We start from the raw sequence: 19,357 nt of genomic DNA on the forward strand, positions 1-19,357 counted from the left end.
TTAAAAGCAGACAGCAATTGTGCTTGTCGTCGGGGGTTTCGGTGATTAAACGTCGCCGTTGATGCAACGCACACAGACAAATTTGTCATTCCTGTGGTTGCCTCGAAATGCTCCGAAATTCGGGAGCGCAGAGAAGACGCCGCGAGGTTCTGATGGCGAATGTGACAAATAACCGGCCCCTGTCGCCGCATTTGCAAGTTTATAAACTTATTCCTACCATGGTCATGTCGATCATCCATCGTATCACCGGTGCCGCTCTTTATTTCGGCACGCTGCTGATCGCCTGGTGGCTGATTGCGGCTGCGACCGGCCAGGCTTATTACGACTGGGTGAATTGGGTGCTCGGCAGCCTCATCGGCAAGGTCGTCCTGCTTGGTTACACCTGGGCACTGCTTCACCACATGCTCGGCGGCCTGCGCCACTTGCTGTGGGACCTCGGCCATGGTTTCGGGAAGGAATTCTCCACCAAGCTCGCCATCGCCAATATTATCGGATCGCTCTGTCTTACCGTGCTGGTCTGGGTGATCGGCTTTATCATTCGCTTCTGAGGTCGCTCACATGGATATGCGTACCCCTCTGGGTAAGGTTCGCGGCCTCGGTTCCGCCAAAGAAGGCACCGAACATTTCTGGCGTCAGCGCCTGACGGCTGTTGCCAACATCCCGCTCATCGTCTTCTTCGTCATCTTCATGATCGTTTATGCTGGCGCGCCTTATGCGGATGTCGTGCATGCGCTGTCGAACCCCTTCGTGGCGGTCATCATGGGGCTGATGGTGATTTCAGGCATCGTTCACATGCGTCTCGGCATGCAGGCCATCATCGAGGATTACGTGCACAGCGAAATCGGCAAGCTCGTCCTGCTGATGCTAAACACGTTTTTCGCGATCTTGGTCGCGGGGCTCTGTCTTTTTGCCATTCTGAAAATTGCTTTCGTAGGATAACCGCATCATGGCACCGACTTCACCTGCTCAGAATGGGAAAGCCTACAAATATGTCGATCACTCCTATGACGTGATCGTCGTCGGCGCCGGCGGCGCCGGTCTTCGCGCCACGCTCGGAATGGCCGAACAGGGGTTCCGCACGGCCTGCATCACCAAAGTATTTCCGACCCGCTCGCACACCGTTGCGGCGCAGGGTGGCATTGCCGCCTCGTTGCAGAACATGACGCCGGACAGCTGGCAGTGGCACCTCTACGACACCGTCAAGGGTTCGGATTGGCTCGGCGACGTCGATGCCATGCAGTATCTCGCCATGGAAGCGCCGAAGGCGGTCTATGAGCTCGAGCACTACGGCGTGCCTTTCTCGCGCAATGAGGAAGGCAAGATCTATCAGCGCCCGTTCGGCGGCCACATGCAGAACTACGGCGAAGGCCCGCCGGTGCAGCGCACCTGCGCCGTTGCCGACCGCACCGGCCATGCCATCCTGCACACGCTTTACGGCCAGTCGCTGCGCCACAACGCTGAGTTCTTCGTCGAATATTTCGCACTCGACCTCATCATGTCGGAAGACGGCAATCGTTGCACTGGTGTTGTTGCCTGGTGCCTCGATGATGGCTCGATTCATCGCTTCGCGGCGAAGATGGTGGTGCTGGCGACCGGCGGCTATGGCCGCGCTTATTTCTCCGCGACCTCCGCCCATACCTGCACCGGTGACGGCGGCGGCATGGTGGCGCGCGCAGGGCTTCCGCTGCAGGACATGGAGTTTGTGCAGTTCCATCCCACCGGCATCTACGGCTCCGGCTGTCTGATCACCGAAGGCGCGCGCGGGGAAGGCGGCTACCTGGTCAACTCCGAAGGCGAGCGCTTCATGGAGCGCTACGCGCCGTCGGCAAAGGACCTTGCCTCGCGCGATGTCGTCTCGCGCTGCATGACGCTGGAAATCCGCGAAGGCCGCGGGGTTGGCAAGAACAAGGATCATATCTTCCTGCATCTCGACCATCTCGATCCGGCCGTTCTGCACGAGCGCCTGCCGGGCATCTCCGAGAGCGCCAAGATCTTTGCCGGTGTCGATGTGACGCGCGAACCGATCCCGGTCCTGCCGACCGTCCATTACAACATGGGCGGCATTCCGACGAACTATTGGGGTGAGGTGCTCAATGCCGATAACGCCAATCCGGAACGCGTGATTCCCGGGCTGATGGCCGTCGGCGAAGCGGGCTGCGCTTCGGTGCATGGGGCCAACCGCCTCGGCTCGAACTCGCTGATCGATCTCGTCGTTTTCGGCCGAGCAGCGGCAATCCGTGCCAGTGAGGTCATTGACCGCTCCGCACCGACCCCGCATCTGAATATAGCTGCCTGCGACAAGATCATGGATCGCTTCGACGGTCTTCGCCACGCCAATGGCGGAACGCCGACGGCGTATCTGCGCGAGAAGATGCAGCGCGCCATGCAGGAAGACGCTGCCGTGTTCCGCACTCAGGAATCGCTGGAATCTGGCTGCCAGCGCATTTCGGCGATTTGGCAGGAAATGTCGGATATCAAGGTCACCGACCGTTCGATGATCTGGAATTCCGATCTCGTCGAGACGCTTGAATTGCAGAACTTGATGGCGAATGCGATCACCACGATCTACGGCGCCGAGGCCCGCAAGGAAAGCCGCGGTTCGCATGCCCGTGAGGATTACACCGAAGGCGCATACGCTGGCCGCGACGACGTCAACTGGCGCAAGCACACGCTCGCCTGGGTCAACAATGCCGGCGAGGTCAAACTCGACTACCGCCCGGTTCACACCGAGCTCATCGCAGAAGGCATCGATCCCAAGAAGATCGCGCCGAAGGCTCGCGTGTATTAAGAGGACTGGACATGGTTGAACTCGCTCTCCCCAAGAACTCTCAGATGCGCGAAGGCAAGGTCTGGCCGAAGCCGGCGGGCGCAAAGAACACCCGCGAATTCCGCGTCTACCGCTGGAGCCCGGATGACGGACAGAACCCGTCGATCGACACCTTCTATATCGATATCGACGACTGTGGCCCGATGGTGCTTGATGGCCTGCTCTACATCAAGAACAAGATCGATCCGACGCTGACGCTGCGCCGTTCCTGTCGTGAAGGCATCTGTGGTTCCTGCGCGATGAATATCGACGGCACGAACACGCTTGCCTGCACGAAGGGCATGGAGGAGATCAAGGGCACGGTGAAGATCTATCCGTTGCCGCATTTGCCGGTGGTGAAGGATCTCGTTCCGGACCTGACGAATTTCTATGCGCAGCACCGCTCGATCGAACCCTGGCTGAAGACTATATCTCCGGCACCCGCCAAGGAGTGGAAGCAGAGCCACGAGGAACGCCAGAAGCTAGACGGCCTCTACGAGTGCATTCTCTGCGCCTGCTGCTCGACCTCTTGTCCGAGCTATTGGTGGAACGGCGACCGCTATCTCGGCCCGGCCGTCCTGCTGCAGGCTTATCGCTGGCTGATCGACTCCCGAGACGAGGCGACCGGCGAACGTCTCGACGACCTCGAAGATCCGTTCCGGCTTTACCGCTGCCACACGATCATGAACTGCGCGCAGACCTGCCCGAAAGGCCTCAATCCGGCAAAGGCTATTGCCGAGATCAAGAAGATGATGGTCGAGCGCCGGATTTGATAGCCGATGCTCGCCAATTGCCCGGCGCTCAGAGAGGCGGCGCCGGGTCTTACCGAGTTTTTGCCCCCACCGGTCCGAATCCGGCGATAGATCGTGCAGATCATCACCTTGCTGACAAATTCTATCTGCAGGAAGTTCTCCGGCAGGCAAGTTGAATTGCTCTATTTCCGGCATAAGCGTTGTCGCGAGCAATTTATGGCTGTGCCGACTTGATTAACTAAAGTGAAATACGTTAATTCGAAATTAGTCTGATGACCAATTCTGTGCTGCAAGAGCGGACAATCGGGAGCATGATGATGCAGTTGCGATATGCGATGACGGGTGTGGCGGTTGTTCTGTCATTGGCGGGCTGCCAGCGCACGGCATATGACAATGCGAGTTACAGCTCGCCGGCACCGCTGACCGCGCAGCCTGTTCCTTCCGTCCAGGGCGGGCAGCTGCCGCCGCCTGCGGGCGCTTCGCAGTTTCCCGCCGCTCCGACGGCGGCGCCGGCGACTCCGGGCCAGCCGGGTGCCATGGCGGCCAATGCACTTGACGTCACCAAGGAATCCATGGTCGGCAGCTGGCGCGTCAACGGCAGCTGCGACATGTTCCTGACGCTCACCAATCTCGGCAGCGGCTCGCGCGGCGGCACGCGCGGCTGCGTCGGCGAGCTGACGGCGATGGGCTCTTGGGAAGTTGCAGGCAAGCAGGTTCTTCTCAAGGATCGCAGCGGCAACCAGATCGGCAGCGTCTACAAGACGGCCGACAACAGCTTCAGTGGCCAGACGAGCACTGGCCAGCCGATCACCCTCAGCCGGTAAGACAACCGGCGGCCACCCCGCCGACGACGCGTAGGCGGACTTCTCCATGCAGCCTATCCCCGATTATACTTCGAGCGTCAGCGAGCACTTGAAATCGCTGACAGCTTCAGGCGCTCTCCAGATCGATTCAGCGCAGATGGATGTGGCAAAAAGCCTCGATCGGGTGCTTTTTGAACTGAAGCGCCGCCGCCCCGCCGCGAAATCCAGCTCGCTCGGCTGGCTCTTCGCTCCGAAGAAGAAGGCGGAGGATCACATCAAAGGGCTTTACATTCATGGCAGCGTCGGCCGCGGCAAGACAATGCTGATGGATATCTTTTACGGGATGGCGCCCTGTTCCAAGAAACGCCGTGCGCACTTCCATGAGTTCATGACCGATGTCCACAACCGCATCGCCGCGCACCGGCTCAAGCTGAAGAACGGCGAGATAAAGCAAGCCGATCCCGTGCCGCCGGTGGCGGCCGCACTTTACGAGGAGGCCGAACTCCTCTGCTTCGACGAGTTTACGGTGACGGACATCGCTGATGCGATGATCCTCTCGAGGCTGTTCTCGGAGCTTTTTGCGCGCGGCTGCGTGCTCATCGCGACCTCGAATGTCGAACCTGACAATCTCTATAAGGACGGCCTCAATCGCGGTCTCTTCCTGCCTTTCATCGGTCTCCTCAAGAAGAATGTCGAGGTCGTGACGCTCGACTCCCCGACGGATTACCGGATGGAGAAGCTGAACAGCCAGCCCGTCTATCTGACGCCGATCGACGAGCGGACGGATATGGCGATGGATGCTTCCTGGGCGCAGGCGCTGCACGGGCGCAAGGCGCAGCCCCTCGATATTCCGATGAAAGGCCGCTCGATCCATGTGCCGCTCGCGGTCGATCGCATGGCGCGCTTTTCCTTTGCCGATCTTTGCGAGAAGCCGCTCGGTGCTGCAGACTTTCTCGCAATCGCCAAGCGCTTCGATACGATTTTTGTCGACCGCATCCCAAAACTGGGTCCGGACAAGCGGAACCAGGCGAAGCGCCTCATCATTCTCGTCGACACGCTCTACGATCACGGCGTGCGGCTTCATGCGTCCGCAGCGGAAATGCCGGAAGATTTGCTGGTCGAACGGCGTGGGACGGAAGGCTTCGAATTCGATCGGACCGCCTCGCGTCTTTTCGAGATGCGCAGCGCAGAATATCTTGCGGTGCACCATGAAAAGCATGCCGCCGAGTAACAATTTGGTGACGAAATATCTTACGTTTACGTAAGAATTTTTATATCTAAACGATTGAAATTGCTGCACCAAAAATAACACGTTGCCATTTTTTGGCTTTAAGGCTATGCGATTGCGGCATTGGACGACGCTTGGACGCGCCGCCCGACTGATTTTGATCGCAAAGGAAACAGCGAAATGGCGCGTAACAAGATCGCACTTATCGGTTCTGGCATGATTGGCGGCACGCTGGCACATCTCGCCGGCCTGAAAGAGCTCGGTGACATCGTTCTCTTCGACATTGCCGACGGCATTCCGCAGGGCAAGAGCCTCGATATCGCGCAGTCGTCTCCGGTCGAAGGCTTCGATGCCAATCTGACGGGTGCCAGCGATTATTCCGCCATCGAGGGCGCAGATGTCTGTATCGTCACCGCCGGCGTTCCGCGCAAGCCGGGAATGAGCCGCGACGACCTCCTCGGCATCAACCTCAAGGTCATGGAGCAGGTCGGCGCCGGCATCAAGAAGTACGCCCCGAACGCTTTCGTCATCTGCATCACCAATCCGCTCGACGCCATGGTTTGGGCGCTGCAGAAGTTCTCCGGCCTTCCGGCCAACAAAGTTGTCGGCATGGCCGGCGTTCTCGACTCGTCGCGCTTTCGCCTCTTCCTTGCCAAGGAGTTCAACGTTTCCGTCCAGGACGTCACGGCTTTCGTTCTCGGCGGCCATGGCGATACGATGGTGCCGCTCGCCCGCTACTCGACCGTCGGCGGTATTCCACTCACCGACCTCGTCACAATGGGTTGGGTCACCAAGGAACGCCTCGAGGAAATCATCCAGCGCACCCGTGACGGCGGCGCCGAAATCGTCGGCCTGCTGAAGACCGGCTCGGCCTATTATGCTCCGGCTGCTTCGGCAATCGAAATGGCTGAATCCTACCTCAAGGACAAGAAGCGCGTCCTGCCCTGCGCGGCACATCTTACCGGACAGTACGGTGTCAAGGACATGTATGTCGGCGTTCCGACAGTTATCGGCGCCGGCGGCGTCGAGCGCGTCATCGAGATCGACCTCAACAAGGCCGAGAAGGAAGCCTTCGACAAGTCCGTCGGCGCTGTCGCCGGGCTGTGCGAAGCCTGCATCAACATCGCCCCCGCGCTGAAGTAATCGAAACAGGGATAAACCCATGAACATTCATGAATATCAGGCCAAGGCTCTGCTGAAGAGCTATGGCGCGCCCGTCGCCGAAGGTGTGGCCATCTTCAAGGCCGACGAGGCTGAGGCTGCTGCAAAGCAATTGCCGGGTCCGCTCTACGTCGTGAAGAGCCAGATCCACGCCGGCGGCCGCGGCAAGGGCAAATTCAAGGAGCTCTCGCCGGAAGCCAAGGGTGGCGTTCGCCTTGCGAAGTCGATCGACGAAGTCACCGCCAATGTCAAGGAAATGCTTGGCAATACGCTGGTTACCAAGCAGACCGGTCCTGCCGGCAAGCAGGTCAACCGCCTCTACATCGAAGACGGCGCCGATATCGACCGCGAACTTTATCTCTCGATCCTCGTCGATCGTTCCGTCGGTCAGGTTGCCTTCGTCGTTTCGACCGAAGGCGGCATGGACATCGAGACCGTTGCGCACGACACGCCCGAGAAGATCATCACTGTCGCGATCGACCCGGCAAAGGGCGTGACGGCTGAGGACAGCAAGAAGCTTGCGGACGCTCTGAGGCTCGAAGGCGACGCCCGCAAGGATGGTGACACGCTGTTTCCGATCCTCTACAAGGCGTTCGTCGAAAAGGACATGAGCCTGCTCGAAGTCAATCCGCTGATCGTCATGAAGAACGGCCGCCTGCGCGTCCTCGACGCCAAGGTATCCTTCGACGGCAATGCGCTCTTCCGTCACGAAGATATCGTTGCGCTGCGCGACAAAACGGAAGAAGACGAGAAGGAAATCGAAGCCTCCAAATACGACCTCGCCTACGTTGCCCTCGACGGCAATATCGGCTGCATGGTCAATGGTGCAGGCCTTGCCATGGCGACCATGGACATCATCAAGCTCTACGGTGCCGAGCCTGCGAACTTCCTCGATGTCGGCGGCGGTGCTTCGAAGGAAAAGGTCACCGCGGCTTTCAAGATCATCACCGCTGATCCGGCCGTGAAAGGCATCCTGGTCAATATCTTCGGCGGCATCATGCGCTGCGACGTCATCGCCGAAGGCGTGATTGCGGCAGTGAAGGAAGTGGGCCTCCAGGTGCCGCTGGTCGTCCGTCTCGAAGGCACCAATGTAGAACTCGGCAAGAAAATCATACGAGAGAGCGGGCTGAACGTGATCCCTGCCGACGATCTTGACGACGCGGCGAAGAAGATCGTCGCTGCTGTGAAAGGGAACTAAGGCATGTCCATTCTCGTCAACAAAGATACCAAGGTCCTGGTCCAGGGGCTGACCGGCAAGACCGGCACTTTCCACACCGAGCAGGCGCTTGCTTATTACGGCACCAAGATGGTGGGCGGCATCCATCCGAAGAAGGGCGGCGAGACCTGGGGATCGCTCGAAGGCGAAGCGCAATTACCGATCTTCGCCTCCGTCGCCGAGGGCAAGGAAAAGACCGGCGCCGATGCATCGGTGATCTATGTGCCGCCGGCCGGCGCCGCCGAGGCGATCATCGAGGCGATCGAAGCGGAGATCCCGCTCATCATCTGCATCACGGAAGGCATTCCGGTCGAGGACATGATCAAGGTCAAGTCCAAGCTCGACAAGTCGAAGTCGCGCCTGATCGGTCCGAACTGCCCGGGCGTTCTGACGCCTGAGGAATGCAAGATCGGCATCATGCCGGGCAACATCTTCCGCAAGGGCTCGGTCGGCGTTCTCTCGCGCTCCGGCACGCTGACCTACGAAGCCGTCTTCCAGACCTCGAATGAAGGCCTCGGCCAGACGACAGCTGTCGGCATCGGCGGCGACCCGGTCAAGGGCACCGAGTTCATCGATGTACTCGAGATGTTCCTTGCGGACGACGAAACCAAGTCGATCATCATGATCGGCGAAATCGGCGGCTCGGCCGAAGAAGATGCGGCTCAGTTCCTGAAGGACGAAGCCAAGCGCGGACGCAAGAAGCCGATGGTCGGCTTCATCGCCGGGCGTACGGCACCTCCCGGCCGCACCATGGGCCATGCCGGCGCCGTTATTTCCGGCGGCAAGGGCGGTGCGGAAGACAAGATCTCGGCCATGGAATCGGCTGGCATCACGGTGTCCCCGTCTCCGGCCCGTCTCGGCAAGACGCTGGTTGAAGTCCTCAAGGGCTAAGCCAACTTATACCCGGGCGGAAGAAAGCATCTGCGCTTCCGCCCGGCCCCAAGTTTCGACAGCAGATGTGCCGCGGACAGGCGGCAAATTCGAATGCGGCAGCCGGGTAGAGCCGGCAAATTCATCAAAGTCAGGAGGCGGGCGGAAAGCGTCCGCGTAAAACCATGGCACGGCAAGAAGCCAACGAGCAGTTTCAGATCACCTCGTTTCTGGATGGCGCCAATGCTGCCTATATCGAGCAGCTCTATGCGCGCTACGAGGAGGATCCGTCTTCGGTCGACGATCAGTGGCGGACTTTTTTCAAGGCTCTGGAAGACGATCCGAACGATGTGAAGAAGGCGGCCAAGGGTGCTTCCTGGCGCAAGAAGCACTGGCCGATCCAGGCCGGCGGCGATCTCGTATCGGCGCTCGACGGCGATTGGGGCACGGTCGAGAAGGTCATCGAAACCAAGGTGAAGGCAAAGGCCAAAGCTGCGGGCAAGCCGACCGACGGCGCCGACATTCTCCAGGCGACGCGCGATTCCGTCCGTGCCATCATGATGATCCGTGCCTATCGCATGCGCGGCCATCTGCATGCCAAGCTCGATCCGCTCGGCATCGCGGCGGCGGTCGAAGACTACAAGGAACTGTCGCCGGAAGCTTACGGTTTCACCCCAGCCGATTATGATCGCAAGATCTTCATCGACAACGTGCTCGGTCTCGAATACGCGACCATTCCGCAGATGATCGAGATTCTCGAGCGGACCTATTGCTCGACACTCGGCGTCGAGTTCATGCACATGTCCAATCCGGAAGAAAAGGCCTGGATCCAGGAACGCATCGAAGGACCGGACAAAGGCGTCGCATTCTCGCCGGAAGGCAAGAAGGCGATCCTTGCGAAGCTCATCGAGGCGGAAGGCTACGAGCAATTCCTCGACGTCAAGTTCAAGGGCACCAAGCGCTTCGGCCTCGATGGCGGTGAATCGCTGATCCCGGCTCTTGAGCAGATCCTGAAGCGCGGCGGCCACCTCGGCCTCAAGGAAGCCGTGTTCGGCATGGCGCATCGCGGCCGCCTGAATGTGCTTAGCCAGGTCATGGGCAAGCCACACCGTGCCATCTTCCACGAGTTCAAGGGCGGTTCCTATGCACCCGACGAGGTCGAGGGTTCAGGTGACGTGAAGTACCATCTCGGCGCATCTTCCGACCGCGAATTCGACGGCAACAAGGTTCACGTCTCGCTGACGGCAAACCCTTCGCACCTCGAAATCGTTGATCCGGTCGTCATGGGCAAGGTCCGCGCCAAGCAGGATATGAGCGCCACCGTCTGGGAAGGCGATATCATTCCGCTCTCCGAGCGCGCCAAGATTCTGCCGTTGCTGATCCATGGCGACGCGGCTTTCGCTGGTCAGGGCGTCATCGCTGAAATTCTCGGCCTTTCGGGACTCCGCGGCCACCGTGTCGCCGGCACGATGCACGTCATCATCAACAACCAGATCGGCTTTACGACGAACCCGGCCTTCTCCCGCTCGTCGCCCTATCCGTCCGATGTTGCGAAGATGATCGAGGCACCGATCTTCCACGTCAATGGTGATGATCCGGAAGCTGTCGTCTACGCAGCCAAGATCGCGACCGAATTCCGCATGAAGTTCCACAAGCCGGTCGTGCTCGACATGTTCTGCTACCGGCGCTACGGCCACAACGAAGGCGATGAGCCGTCCTTCACCCAGCCGAAGATGTACAAGGTTATCCGTGGCCACAAGACGGTGTTCCAGCTTTACGCCGAGCGTCTAGTTGCGGAAGGCCTGCTGACCGAAGGCGAAGTCGAGAAGATGAAGGCCGACTGGCGCGCCCATCTCGAGCAGGAGTTCGAGGCCGGGCAATCCTACAAGCCGAACAAGGCCGACTGGCTGGACGGCGAATGGTCTGGCCTGCGCACGGCAGACAACGCCGACGAGCAGCGCCGTGGCAAGACGGCCGTGCCGATGAAGCAGTTGAAGGAGATCGGCCGCAAGTTGTCGGAAATCCCGGCGGGCTTCCACGCGCACCGCACGATCCAGCGCTTCATGGAAAACCGGGCCAACATGATCCAGACGGGCGAAGGCATCGACTGGGCAATGGGTGAGGCGTTGGCATTCGGCGCGCTCTGCCTCGAAGGACATAAGATCCGCCTTTCGGGTCAGGATTGCGAACGCGGCACTTTCTCGCAGCGCCATTCGGTCCTCTACGATCAGGAAACTGAAGAACGCTATATCCCGCTCGCCAACCTGTCGCCGACGCAGGCCCGTTACGAAGTCATCAATTCGATGCTTTCCGAAGAGGCTGTTCTCGGCTTCGAATACGGCTATTCGCTGGCCCGCCCGAATGCGCTCACACTCTGGGAAGCCCAGTTCGGCGACTTCGCCAACGGTGCGCAGGTCGTCTTCGACCAGTTCATTTCGTCGGGCGAACGCAAGTGGCTGCGCATGTCGGGTCTCGTCTGCCTGCTGCCGCATGGCTACGAAGGTCAGGGTCCGGAGCACTCGTCAGCCCGCCTCGAACGCTTCCTGCAGCTTTGCGCGGAAGACAACATGCAGGTTGCCAACGTCACGACGCCGGCGAACTATTTCCATATCCTGCGCCGTCAGCTGAAGCGTGACTTCCGCAAGCCGTTGATCCTGATGACGCCGAAGTCGCTGCTGCGCCACAAGCGGGCGGTTTCGGGCCTCGCAGAGATGGCGGGCGAATCCTCTTTCCATCGTCTTCTCTGGGACGACGCGGAGGTCATCAAGGACGGGCCGATCAAACTGCAGAAGGACAACAAGATTCGCCGCGTCGTAATGTGTTCCGGCAAGGTCTACTACGACCTTCTGGAAGAGCGCGAGAAGCGCGGTGTCGATGATGTCTACCTGCTGCGCGTCGAACAACTCTATCCTTTCCCGGCCAAGGCGCTCATCAACGAGCTCTCCCGCTTCCGCAATGCGGAAATGGTCTGGTGCCAGGAAGAGCCGAAGAACATGGGGGCATGGTCGTTCATCGATCCATATCTCGAATGGGTTCTCGCCCACATCGATGCGAAGTACCAGCGCGTGCGCTACACCGGACGTCCGGCTGCGGCTTCACCTGCAACGGGCCTGATGTCCAAGCATCTGTCGCAGCTCGCCGCATTCCTCGAGGATGCGCTGGGCGGCTGAGGAGTTGGGGACGATGGCATATTTCTTCTTGAGACTCGTGCCGCCTCGTTCCCACTTTCCGAACGACGCGACCGAGGAGGAAATGGCTGCGATGGAACGGCATGCCGAATATTGGCGCCAGAACGCAGAAGCGGGATCGGCAATTGCTGTCGGCCCCGTCTTCGAGGGCGAAGGTGCCTGGGGCATGGCTGTCGTCTCGGTCGAGGATCAGGAGGCCGCGAAAGCGCTCGCCGATGCCGATCCGATCATCCGCTCCGCTTTCGGTTTTCACTTCGAAATTTTGCCGATGCCCTCGATCATTCTCCGGCCGTCTGGTGCCGGAAACGAATAAATGAAAACAACCAAATCAGGATTTGAACAATGGCCACAGAAATCCGCGTTCCAACTCTCGGTGAATCCGTCAGCGAGGCAACCGTCGGCACCTGGTTCAAGAAGGTTGGCGACGCCATCAAGGCCGATGAGCCGATTCTTGAGCTTGAAACCGACAAGGTGACCATCGAAGTACCAGCACCCACCTCCGGCACGCTGTCCGAAATTGTCGCTCAGGCTGGTGAAACCGTTGGTCTCGGCGCGCTGCTTGGCCAGATCGCCGCGGGCGCTGCTGTCCCGGCTGCCGCTCCCGCAAAGGCCGCCGAGCCGGCCATCGCGGCTCCGGCCGAGGCAGCGCCTGCCGCTCCGGCCGCTGCCGCTGCAGCATCGGTTGCTTCCGCCCCGGTTTCGACGATGCCGCCGGCGCCGGCTGCCGCCAAGATGCTTGCTGAAAACAATCTCTCGGCCGATCAAGTCGAAGGCAGCGGCAAGCGCGGCCAGGTGCTGAAGGGCGATGTAATCGCTGCCGTCGCCAAGGGTCTTTCCGCGCCGGCCGCTGCGCCTGTGGCTCCCGCTGCAGCCCGTGGCCCGTCGACGGTGGAGGACGCCACCCGCGAGGAGCGCGTGAAGATGACGCGCCTGCGCCAGACGATCGCCAAGCGTCTGAAGGATGCGCAGAACACCGCAGCCATGCTCACCACCTACAATGAGGTGGACATGAAGGCGGTCATGGACCTGCGCGCCAAGTATAAGGACGTCTTCGAGAAGAAACACGGCGTTAAGCTCGGCTTCATGGGCTTCTTCACCAAGGCCGTGACGCATGCGTTGAAGGAATTGCCGGCCGTCAACGCCGAGATCGACGGCACCGACATCATCTACAAGAATTACTGCCACATCGGCATGGCCGTCGGCACAGACAAAGGCCTGGTTGTTCCGATCATCCGCGATGCCGACCAAATGTCGATCGCCGAGATCGAGAAGGACCTTGGCCGTCTTGCCAAGGCTGCGCGCGACGGCACGCTCTCGATGGCCGACATGCAGGGCGGCACCTTCACGATCACCAATGGCGGCGTTTACGGCTCATTGATGTCCTCGCCGATACTCAACGCACCGCAGTCGGGCATTCTCGGGATGCACAAGATCCAGGACCGTCCGGTCGTCGTCGGCGGTCAGATCGTCATCCGTCCGATGATGTATCTCGCCCTCTCCTACGATCATCGCATCGTCGACGGCAAGGAAGCCGTGACCTTCCTCGTCCGCGTCAAGGAAAGCCTGGAAGATCCGGAGCGCCTGGTTCTCGATCTCTAAGAGAATGATGGGGCCGCACGAGCGGCCCTGTTTTTCGCGGCAAGGAGTGCCTTATGGCGCGTGGAGTTCCGGCGGTGGACGGCAGTTCGCATCGCATCGTTAGGCTGAAACTGGCCGCTGCCTTGGCGGCGCCGTTCTTCCTGTGCGCGATGACGGGTGCTGCGCTGCCGGCCGATTGCAAGCAGTCGAATGCTGTCTATGCGGATCGCAATGATGCCTACGAACTCCGCTTTTCGCCGCTCGGTTCCGATGCTGCTGCTGCAAGCAACCAGTTCAAGATCAGTGTGGTGAAAACCTCGATCTCCCTGGACGGCTATGTAATGCCGTCGGAGGATCCGGATCGTGCGATCGGCATAATCATGTTCAATTGCCCAGGTGGGGATGTGACAGGTGCCGACCTCGACGCCTGCACGATCTGGCAGGGCCCGGTCTACAGCGTCAGTGCTGCGGGCGAACTGGACAACCTTCAAGCCGAGACGGCGAGCGCCGCAGATAGGATCGTGCTACCTGGTTTTGGTCCGGCGATCCGCGAGTCCTCGATCTGGGGCGAAGGCAAGGCGACGGTCGCGCCCTGGGACGTCCTGACCTTCAAGGAATGCGCGAAATGAGCGATGCGCCTGTTCTGCTCGTGACCGGCGGAAGCCGTGGCATCGGTGCTGCCGTCTCAAGGCTTGCTGCTATGCAAGGCTGGCGGGTTGCCGTGAATTACGCCTCGAACAAGGTCGCCGCGGATGCCGTCATTGAAGCGATCACGGCGGACGGTGGCGAGGCGATTGCCGTGAAAGGCGATGTCGGCAACGCCGCTGATATCGCTTTGATGTTCGAAACCGTTGATCACCATTTCGGCCGGCTTGATGGGCTGGTGAACAATGCCGGGATCATCGATAAGGCTCAGCGCGTCGACGAAATGAGCGTCGATCGCATCGAGCGGATGATGCGCGTCAACGTCACCGGCTCCATTCTCTGCGCGGCGGAAGCCGTGCGCCGCATGTCGAGCAAGCACGGCGCCAAGGGCGGAGCGATCGTCAACATCTCGTCGATGGCTGCGATCATCGGATCGCCGTCGCAATATGTGGATTATGCCGCATCGAAGGCTGCGATCGATACCTTCACGATCGGGCTCGCCCGCGAAGTCGCCGCTGAAGGCATTCGGGTGAATGCGATCCGCCCGGGAATTATCGACACCGATATTCACGCCTCCGGCGGATTGCCGGACCGTGCGCGCGATATGGCGCCGAGCATTCCGATGCAGCGGTCGGGAACGGCGGAGGAGGTAGCCGATGCCGTGCTCTATCTTCTTTCTCCGGCAGCCTCTTATGTCACGGGTGCAGTCCTCAACGTCAGTGGCGGACGCTAGGTCGCAAAGGGCGAAACGATGCAATATATGTTTGAATTCCTGGGCCTGATGGCCATCTTCTCGATCTTCATCGTCGTTCCGGGTGCCGACTTTGCCGTGATCCTTCGCCAGAGCATCGTGCATGGCCGCCGCGCCGCGATGATGACCGGCCTCGGCATGGGTTTTTCGCTGCTCTTCCACATCAGCTACACGATCCTCGGCCTCGGCCTCGTCGTGTCGCAGTCCCTGATGCTGTTTGCGATGATCAAGTGGGCGGGTGTGGCCTATCTGGTCTATCTCGGCATCAAATCCTTCCGCGAGCCCGGCTTTAAGGTGAATGAGATCGATGTCACGGAGGCGGATCGCAGGCCGTTTTCGGCGATCAAGTGCCTCGGCACGGGTTTCATCACCAATGCCCTTAATCCGAAGCCGGTGCTCTTCTTCCTGTCGCTGTTTTCGACGCTGGTGCATCACGATACGCCGGCGCTGATCCAGTTCGGCTATGGCATTGGCATGGCATCCGCACTCGTTGCATGGTTTGCCGGCGTCTCGATCTTCTTCACGGTCAAGCCCATCCGCGACCGCTTCATTGCCAGCGGCAAATGGTTCAACCGCATCACCGGCGCCGCATTGGTTGGCTTCGGCTTCCGCCTCGCACTCACCCGCGCGGCCGACTAAACGATTAAAGCAAAGGAAAAGAAATAATGTCCTATGATGTGATCATTATCGGAACCGGCCCCGGCGGCTATGTCGCCGCGATCAAGGCGGCCCAGCTTGGCCTCAAGGTCGCGGTCGTCGAAAAGCGCGCGACCTTCGGCGGCACCTGCCTCAACGTCGGCTGCATCCCCTCCAAGGCGCTGCTGCACGCTTCCGAAATGTTCCATCACGCCGGTCACGGCATGGAAGCGCTCGGTATCGAGGTGACGGCTCCGAAGCTCAATCTCGAAAAGATGCTGGCGCATAAGGATACGACGGTGAAGGCGAATGTCGACGGCGTCGCCTTCCTCTTCAAGAAAAACAAGATCGATGCCTTCCAGGGCACTGGCAAGATCGTTTCGGCCGGGAAAGTCTCCGTGATGGGCGACGATGGCAAGGCGCAGGAAATCGAAGGCAAGAACATCGTGATCGCCACTGGCTCCGATGTTGCCGGCATTCCGGGGGTCCAAGTTGAATTCGATGAAAAAGTGATCATCTCCTCGACCGGTGGTATTGCGCTGGAGAAGGTGCCGGAAACGATGATCGTCGTTGGTGGCGGCGTCATCGGCCTCGAACTTGGTTCGGTCTGGTCGCGCCTCGGCGCGAAGGTAACCGTCGTCGAATATCTCGACACGATTCTGGGCGGCATGGATGGCGATGTCGCCAAGCAGTTCCAGCGCATGCTCGCCAAGCAAGGCATCGACTTCAATCTCGGCGCCAAGGTTGTCGGCGTCGAGAAGGGCGGCAAGGGTGCGAAGGTGACCTTCGAGCCGGTCAAGGGAGGCGACAAGGTGACGCTTGACGCGGAAGTCGTTCTTATCGCCACTGGCCGCATGCCCTATACTGAGGGCCTTGGTCTTGAAGAAGCGGGCGTCAAACTCGACAATCGCGGCCGCGTCGAGATCGACGGCCACTTCAATACCAATGTCGCTGGCATTTATGCGATCGGCGATGTCGTGAAGGGTCCGATGCTGGCGCACAAGGCGGAAGACGAAGGCGTGGCGCTTGCCGAAATCCTTGCCGGCCAGGCCGGTCATGTGAATTACGATGTCATCCCGAGCGTCGTCTACACACAGCCGGAAGTCGCTTCCGTCGGCAAGACCGAGGAAGAGCTGAAGGTTGCAGGCATCGCCTATAAGGTTGGCAAGTTCCCGTTCACCGCAAATGGCCGCGCTCGCGCCATGCTCGCGACGGACGGCTTCGTGAAGATCCTGTCGGACAAGGCAACGGACCGCGTTCTCGGCGGCCATATCGTCGGCTTCGGTGCCGGCGAGATGATCCACGAGATTGCCGTCCTGATGGAATTCGGCGGTTCTGCCGAGGATCTCGGCCGCACCTGCCATGGGCATCCGACAATGTCCGAAGCCGTGAAGGAAGCAGCACTCGCTGCCTTCTTCAAGCCGATCCATATGTAAGCTTCGAAGGTATCCGGATCAAAAGCCGCAGTTCGAAAAGGCTGCGGCTTTTTCAATTCACGGTGCTAACAGTGAAACCCTGCTTGCGGAGCAGTTCGACCACGCCAGCCTCCCCAGGAAGATGAAGCGCGCCGACGGCCATGAAGACATTGCCGTTAGCGAGGATGGGGGCGGCGCGCTCGGCCATTATTTTGTTGCGGTCAAGGATGATGCGCTGCTCGAAGCTGGCGTAGTCGCTCTCCTCGTTCTTGCCGTCCGGCGAAACCGTCTTCAGCATTGGTATGGTCATGCCGATATCGCCGGAGAGATAGAGATCGGTCATCGTTTCCACGACGTCGTTCATCTTGGAGCCGAGCTCCAGGGTCTCGATCAGTGACTTCAGGTGAAATTCGACCGGAAGTTCGGCCATTGCCTGCAGTTGTTCGGCGAGCGTTTCAAGCCCGCGCACCTGCTTGCCTTCGGCGGCAGCGTCGGCTGCGATTTCCTGATCGAGGAACTGGATGCCCTTCGCCTTGCGAGAAATCTCGCAGGCGGGGAGCGCGACGGCGCTCGCAATCATCCACGGTCGCATGCGTGAAACGGCGGCGAGCGGAATGCCGCGTTGCTTGAGGCCCGCGTCGAGACGGGCATAATCTTCAGGCGAGAGCAGTTTTTCGATCGTCGTGCCATCGGTGAACATGGTGAGGTCCGGCCGGGCAAGGAGCGCCGCTGCCGCCTTTTTCTCACTCAGGATCTCATCGGATTCGATGATAATCGTATCGACGCTATCGCGGGCTGCCTGGGCATAGGGCGGCAGGTCGAGCACGCGCGGATCGGTGACGTGCATGCTGCCAAGCAGCCACGAAGGCTTCAGACCAGGCTTTTCAATTCTCCAGAAAATGCCTTTGCCGTTCGGCACCGCATCCGCTTCCTTGACGACCTCTGCATAGCGGGCAGGGTTTTTTTGCTGCAACTCGGTCATCAGATTCTTGCCGGTGCAAGTATCGTCGGCAGCCTGAGCTGAAGACACCGAAAGGAGCGTAGCGAGAAGGGTAGCTGCAAGCAGCATATGCAAGGCCGCGATCAGCAAGAGCAGGATATTGCCCGGCCGCGCAATTCCGAAGGCGCGGTGGCCGATGGAAATCGTCATGATGGTGTTCCGCTCGCAGTCCATGTCAATCTCTGCTCTACGCCTTTCCGGCGCATATTCCTTTAAGAGAATGCGTTAACGAAAGATTACGCCCTTGGATGGGCACGATCGTAGACTTCGAGCAAACGTGCTGAGTCGACACCGGTATAGACCTGTGTCGTGGAAAGGCTCGCGTGACCAAGCAACTCCTGGATGGTCCTCAGATCACCGCCTCCGGCCAAAAGGTGCGTCGCAAACGAGTGCCGCAGCGCATGCGGCGTCGCCGTTTCCGGCAGGCCAAAGGCTCCACGCATCCTCTGCATCGTACGCTGGATAATCCCAGCCTGGAGCTTCCCGCCTCGTGCGCCGCGGAAGAGCGGCACTGCGTTCTCCAGATGGTAAGGGCAGAGTGAACGGTATTTCTCAACCGCTTCAAGAACGACGGGCAACAGTGGCACCAGGCGGGTCTTGTTGCCCTTGCCGGTGATGCGCAATGTCGTAGCGCCCGCGTGCAAGTTATCCGCTGTCAGGTCGAGTGCCTCGGAGATGCGCAAACCGCAGCCATAAAGGAGCGTGAAGACGGCGGCATCGCGCGCAGCGATCCATGGTTGCTCGTGAAGCTGTGCCGCGTCGCTGGCGACAGTGATCGCCTGCTTGTCGGAGAGCGGTTTTGGCAGGGATTTCGGCTGTTTCGGCGAGCGAACCGCACCGGCGCCTGCAGCGTTCACTAGCCCTTTTTTTTCCAGATAGCGCAGCAGCGAGCGAAGACCGGCCAGATTACGGCCGAGCGACCGGGCTCCGGAGCCCTCCTTCCGGCGGGCGGCCAGGAAAGCGCGGAAATCGGCCGGGCGAAGAGACGCTATATCCTTCACCGTCGCCGGGCCACCGATATGGCCGGTCAGAAAGGTGAGGAACTGGCGGCTGTCCCGCTCGTAGGCGTCGAGCGTGTGTTCCGAAAGGCGCCGCTCGCGCTTGAGATTTTCAAGCCAGGCGCTGCGTTCGGCCATCAGGCGCGGGTCGGCGATAATCAGGAGTTCGTTCACGGCGCGGGCCTTGATTTTGTTCTTTCCTTTGCCAAGTTTGAACGGGGACAGTTAGGGAATTGCTAATATCGGCCAAGCGCTTGTCATGCTTCCATCATAATAGGTTGCGATAGCTGTTCCGAACGAAACAGGACTT

At 60.0% G+C, this 19,357-nt stretch carries 18 protein-coding genes; 16 read left to right on the top strand and 2 right to left on the bottom strand.

All coding sequences use genetic code 11. The annotated features are described in order from the left end of the window. Window positions 1–152 precede the first annotated feature (152 nt). From sdhC to lpdA, 16 genes are all read left to right on the top strand, one after another. Window positions 153–548 (top strand): succinate dehydrogenase, cytochrome b556 subunit, encoded by a 396-nt coding sequence (sdhC, locus tag ACZ9BX_RS17160; protein ID WP_476219098.1) that lies wholly within the window; start codon window positions 153–155, stop codon window positions 546–548. Between the two features lie 10 nt (window positions 549–558). Next, window positions 559–939, top strand: coding sequence for a succinate dehydrogenase, hydrophobic membrane anchor protein (sdhD, locus tag ACZ9BX_RS17165; RefSeq protein WP_086999932.1), 381 nt, complete (start codon window positions 559–561; stop codon window positions 937–939). A gap of 7 nt (window positions 940–946) precedes the next feature. Beyond that, window positions 947–2,788 (top strand): succinate dehydrogenase flavoprotein subunit, encoded by a 1,842-nt coding sequence (gene sdhA / locus ACZ9BX_RS17170; RefSeq protein ID WP_476219101.1) that lies wholly within the window; start codon window positions 947–949, stop codon window positions 2,786–2,788. Between the two features lie 11 nt (window positions 2,789–2,799). After that, window positions 2,800–3,579, top strand: coding sequence for a succinate dehydrogenase iron-sulfur subunit (locus tag ACZ9BX_RS17175; RefSeq protein WP_476219103.1), 780 nt, complete (start codon window positions 2,800–2,802; stop codon window positions 3,577–3,579). A gap of 296 nt (window positions 3,580–3,875) precedes the next feature. Further along, entirely contained in the window at window positions 3,876–4,382 is a 507-nt protein-coding gene (locus tag ACZ9BX_RS17180; protein WP_476220056.1) for a protease inhibitor Inh/omp19 family protein, read from the top strand. Window positions 4,383–4,428: 46 nt separating this feature from the next. Beyond that, entirely contained in the window at window positions 4,429–5,592 is a 1,164-nt protein-coding gene (gene zapE / locus ACZ9BX_RS17185; protein WP_476219105.1) for a cell division protein ZapE, read from the top strand. A 177-nt stretch (window positions 5,593–5,769) separates the two neighbouring features. After that, window positions 5,770–6,732 carry a malate dehydrogenase gene (gene mdh / locus ACZ9BX_RS17190; protein ID WP_027511712.1) on the top strand — a complete coding sequence of 321 codons (963 nt, stop codon included), beginning with the start codon at window positions 5,770–5,772 and terminating at the stop codon, window positions 6,730–6,732. A 19-nt stretch (window positions 6,733–6,751) separates the two neighbouring features. Continuing rightward, window positions 6,752–7,948: an ADP-forming succinate--CoA ligase subunit beta gene (gene sucC / locus ACZ9BX_RS17195; RefSeq protein WP_476219107.1), complete on the top strand. Its 1,197-nt coding sequence runs from the start codon at window positions 6,752–6,754 to the stop codon at window positions 7,946–7,948. 3 nt (window positions 7,949–7,951) lie between these two features. Next, entirely contained in the window at window positions 7,952–8,857 is a 906-nt protein-coding gene (gene sucD, locus ACZ9BX_RS17200; RefSeq protein ID WP_027511710.1) for a succinate--CoA ligase subunit alpha, read from the top strand. A gap of 164 nt (window positions 8,858–9,021) precedes the next feature. Next, on the top strand, window positions 9,022–12,006 hold the full coding sequence (locus ACZ9BX_RS17205) for a 2-oxoglutarate dehydrogenase E1 component (RefSeq protein ID WP_476219108.1): 2,985 nt from the start codon (window positions 9,022–9,024) through the stop codon (window positions 12,004–12,006). A gap of 13 nt (window positions 12,007–12,019) precedes the next feature. Further along, window positions 12,020–12,337, top strand: a complete 318-nt coding sequence (locus ACZ9BX_RS17210) for a YciI family protein (protein WP_027511708.1) — start codon at window positions 12,020–12,022, stop codon at window positions 12,335–12,337. 29 nt (window positions 12,338–12,366) lie between these two features. Then, a complete protein-coding gene (gene odhB / locus ACZ9BX_RS17215; protein ID WP_476219109.1) occupies window positions 12,367–13,623 on the top strand; it encodes a 2-oxoglutarate dehydrogenase complex dihydrolipoyllysine-residue succinyltransferase in 1,257 nt (418 codons plus the stop codon). Window positions 13,624–13,676: 53 nt separating this feature from the next. Further along, window positions 13,677–14,231, top strand: coding sequence for a hypothetical protein (locus ACZ9BX_RS17220; protein WP_476219110.1), 555 nt, complete (start codon window positions 13,677–13,679; stop codon window positions 14,229–14,231). Next, a complete protein-coding gene (locus ACZ9BX_RS17225; RefSeq protein WP_476219111.1) occupies window positions 14,228–14,980 on the top strand; it encodes an SDR family oxidoreductase in 753 nt (250 codons plus the stop codon). The genes ACZ9BX_RS17220 and ACZ9BX_RS17225 overlap by 4 nt, the downstream gene beginning before the upstream one ends. Window positions 14,981–14,998: 18 nt before the next feature. Next, entirely contained in the window at window positions 14,999–15,637 is a 639-nt protein-coding gene (locus tag ACZ9BX_RS17230) for a LysE family translocator (RefSeq protein WP_476219113.1), read from the top strand. A 26-nt stretch (window positions 15,638–15,663) separates the two neighbouring features. After that, window positions 15,664–17,070, top strand: a complete 1,407-nt coding sequence (lpdA, locus tag ACZ9BX_RS17235; protein ID WP_476219114.1) for a dihydrolipoyl dehydrogenase — start codon at window positions 15,664–15,666, stop codon at window positions 17,068–17,070. Between the two features lie 52 nt (window positions 17,071–17,122). On the opposite strand, the gene ACZ9BX_RS17240 is transcribed toward lpdA, so the two are convergent. Then, a complete protein-coding gene (locus ACZ9BX_RS17240) occupies window positions 17,123–18,199 on the bottom strand; it encodes a TraB/GumN family protein (RefSeq protein WP_476219116.1) in 1,077 nt (358 codons plus the stop codon). An 86-nt stretch (window positions 18,200–18,285) separates the two neighbouring features. Next, window positions 18,286–19,221 carry a tyrosine recombinase XerC gene (locus ACZ9BX_RS17245; protein WP_476219118.1) on the bottom strand — a complete coding sequence of 312 codons (936 nt, stop codon included), beginning with the start codon at window positions 19,219–19,221 and terminating at the stop codon, window positions 18,286–18,288. Window positions 19,222–19,357: the final 136 nt, after the last annotated feature.

The sequence above is a fragment of the Rhizobium sp. USDA 3886 genome (genome assembly GCF_056279785.1).

Bases quoted from the DNA above. Each gene is read 5' to 3' on its own strand.
- sdhC (WP_476219098.1), top strand. From the start codon at position 153: ATGGCGAATGTGACAAATAACCGGCCCCTGTCGCCGCATTTGCAAGTT.
- sdhD (WP_086999932.1), top strand. From the start codon at position 559: ATGGATATGCGTACCCCTCTGGGTAAGGTTCGCGGCCTCGGTTCCGCC.
- sdhA (WP_476219101.1), top strand. From the start codon at position 947: ATGGCACCGACTTCACCTGCTCAGAATGGGAAAGCCTACAAATATGTC.
- ACZ9BX_RS17175 (WP_476219103.1), top strand. From the start codon at position 2,800: ATGGTTGAACTCGCTCTCCCCAAGAACTCTCAGATGCGCGAAGGCAAG.
- ACZ9BX_RS17180 (WP_476220056.1), top strand. From the start codon at position 3,876: ATGCAGTTGCGATATGCGATGACGGGTGTGGCGGTTGTTCTGTCATTG.
- zapE (WP_476219105.1), top strand. From the start codon at position 4,429: ATGCAGCCTATCCCCGATTATACTTCGAGCGTCAGCGAGCACTTGAAA.
- mdh (WP_027511712.1), top strand. From the start codon at position 5,770: ATGGCGCGTAACAAGATCGCACTTATCGGTTCTGGCATGATTGGCGGC.
- sucC (WP_476219107.1), top strand. From the start codon at position 6,752: ATGAACATTCATGAATATCAGGCCAAGGCTCTGCTGAAGAGCTATGGC.
- sucD (WP_027511710.1), top strand. From the start codon at position 7,952: ATGTCCATTCTCGTCAACAAAGATACCAAGGTCCTGGTCCAGGGGCTG.
- ACZ9BX_RS17205 (WP_476219108.1), top strand. From the start codon at position 9,022: ATGGCACGGCAAGAAGCCAACGAGCAGTTTCAGATCACCTCGTTTCTG.
- ACZ9BX_RS17210 (WP_027511708.1), top strand. From the start codon at position 12,020: ATGGCATATTTCTTCTTGAGACTCGTGCCGCCTCGTTCCCACTTTCCG.
- odhB (WP_476219109.1), top strand. From the start codon at position 12,367: ATGGCCACAGAAATCCGCGTTCCAACTCTCGGTGAATCCGTCAGCGAG.
- ACZ9BX_RS17220 (WP_476219110.1), top strand. From the start codon at position 13,677: ATGGCGCGTGGAGTTCCGGCGGTGGACGGCAGTTCGCATCGCATCGTT.
- ACZ9BX_RS17225 (WP_476219111.1), top strand. From the start codon at position 14,228: ATGAGCGATGCGCCTGTTCTGCTCGTGACCGGCGGAAGCCGTGGCATC.
- ACZ9BX_RS17230 (WP_476219113.1), top strand. From the start codon at position 14,999: ATGCAATATATGTTTGAATTCCTGGGCCTGATGGCCATCTTCTCGATC.
- lpdA (WP_476219114.1), top strand. From the start codon at position 15,664: ATGTCCTATGATGTGATCATTATCGGAACCGGCCCCGGCGGCTATGTC.
- ACZ9BX_RS17240 (WP_476219116.1), bottom strand. From the start codon at position 18,199: ATGACGATTTCCATCGGCCACCGCGCCTTCGGAATTGCGCGGCCGGGC.